1 pseudogene is annotated in these 1,651 nt (G+C 40.1%); it reads left to right on the top strand.

The window, feature by feature from the left end:
- Positions 1-1,651, top strand: a pseudogene (locus ICC18_RS33285) (S-layer homology domain-containing protein); the annotation flags it as partial.

Raw genomic sequence — 1,651 nt, 5'->3', positions numbered from 1 at the left:
TGGTTAAAGATAATGAAGGCAATCTGGTAGTTAAAATCAACACCAAAAGAATGACTGGTGCTACATCTGATACAAGCCCAGGCATGACAATGGTTCCAGTGTATGTGTACAACAATGATACTCGTATCAGTGTTCAAAAAACATTCAAACTGGGCTCCCAGCCATTTGTATCGAAAATTGAGCTTGGTGAAGCAGCGTACAGTGGGGATAAAAAATCCATCACAACATCTGGTGAAACAGCAACATTTGCTTTGAATCAATTCGACCAATACGGCAACCCAGTTGCTTATGACGATGCTAATAACTCAGCAAGCAACGTGAATGTGATCGTAAGCCCGTATGATGAGCATATTGCTAATGAATACGGCGACTTTGACAACAATGGCTTTGGCGAAGTGAAGTTGTCGCTGACAGGTAACGTAGACAAAGGCGGAGAGTTTAATGTAACTGTATACTCCGGCTCTGCTAGCGCTACTGGTAAATTCGCTATTGGCTCTACGAAACTCGCTACAAAAATTGAGTTTGGTGAAATTACAGAAGATTTCGCCACTCAAGATACAGATAAATATATCGATTTGATCGCATATGATGCGAACGGAAATAAATTGTCCAAAGAAGATATCGCAAGCGCTGAGAACCGTGCAAGAATCCAAGTAACAGGTTCTAACGTGTCTGGAGTATCGATTGTTGCAGAAGGACAGCATAAAGGTCAAATTAAAATTGATAAATTTACTGGTCCAGCAGATAGCATTGCATACTTGAATGCTTACATTGCAACTGCGAATGTAAACAGCAATATCAGTAAACAAATCAAAATCGGTAAAGCTCGTTTTGCAGATTCCTTGAAATTGGTTGACGAGAACAAAACAAAAGCAGTACTTGGTGCAGATTCCGAGTTTAAAATCGAAGTTCGTGACCAATATGGCAAGAAAATTGATACTGTAGGAGCAATCACTGAAGGTTCTAGCAATGTAACGTACTCTGTATATGTTGGATTTACAGCTGATACAAACTCTCATGTAACTCTGACAGGTAAAGAAGCAGATACTGCAGCACTTCTGGGTACTCTTGCAAATGGTCAAAATTACACGTTCACAAGCGCTAACTTCGGTTTATTGAACAAAGGTCTTAAGTTCCAAACTGACGCTGGCTTCTATGGAAAAGGAACTGTAAAAGTAGTTCTGCAAAAATCTACGGATGGTGGTACTACATGGAAAGAAGTACAAACCCTGTCCAGAGATATTACAGCAATCGATCCAGCGAATGTAGACTTGACTTATGGTCTTAACAAGCCAGCGACTCTTTATGCAGCGATTGACAGTTCAGTAGTAGATGAATCTGCAGATGACATTCTGACTTCATCTCTTGCAAGAGATGTGAAGATTACTGCTAAAGATTCCGCGGGTAATGTTGTAGCAATTCCGGAAGATCGAATTACTTCGATTACAAGTTCAGCTTACAGTGCAGTAGTTGCTAATCCTACTAACGCTAATGGCGGTAACGGAAAAGTAATGGGTAACAAAAAAGGTATTGCAACAGTGAACGTGATGTACAAAGATGCTAAAGATGCAATTAAAACAGCATCCTTCGAAGTAGAAGTTAAAGATGAGCTTCCAACTGTAGACAAATTGACAGCAGATGAGAACTACGA

It is taken from the genome of Paenibacillus sedimenti (assembly GCF_014534655.1).
GTDB lineage: Bacteria > Bacillota > Bacilli > Paenibacillales > NBRC-103111 > Paenibacillus_E > Paenibacillus_E sedimenti.
This window is presented reverse-complemented; position numbering and strand designations above follow the sequence as displayed.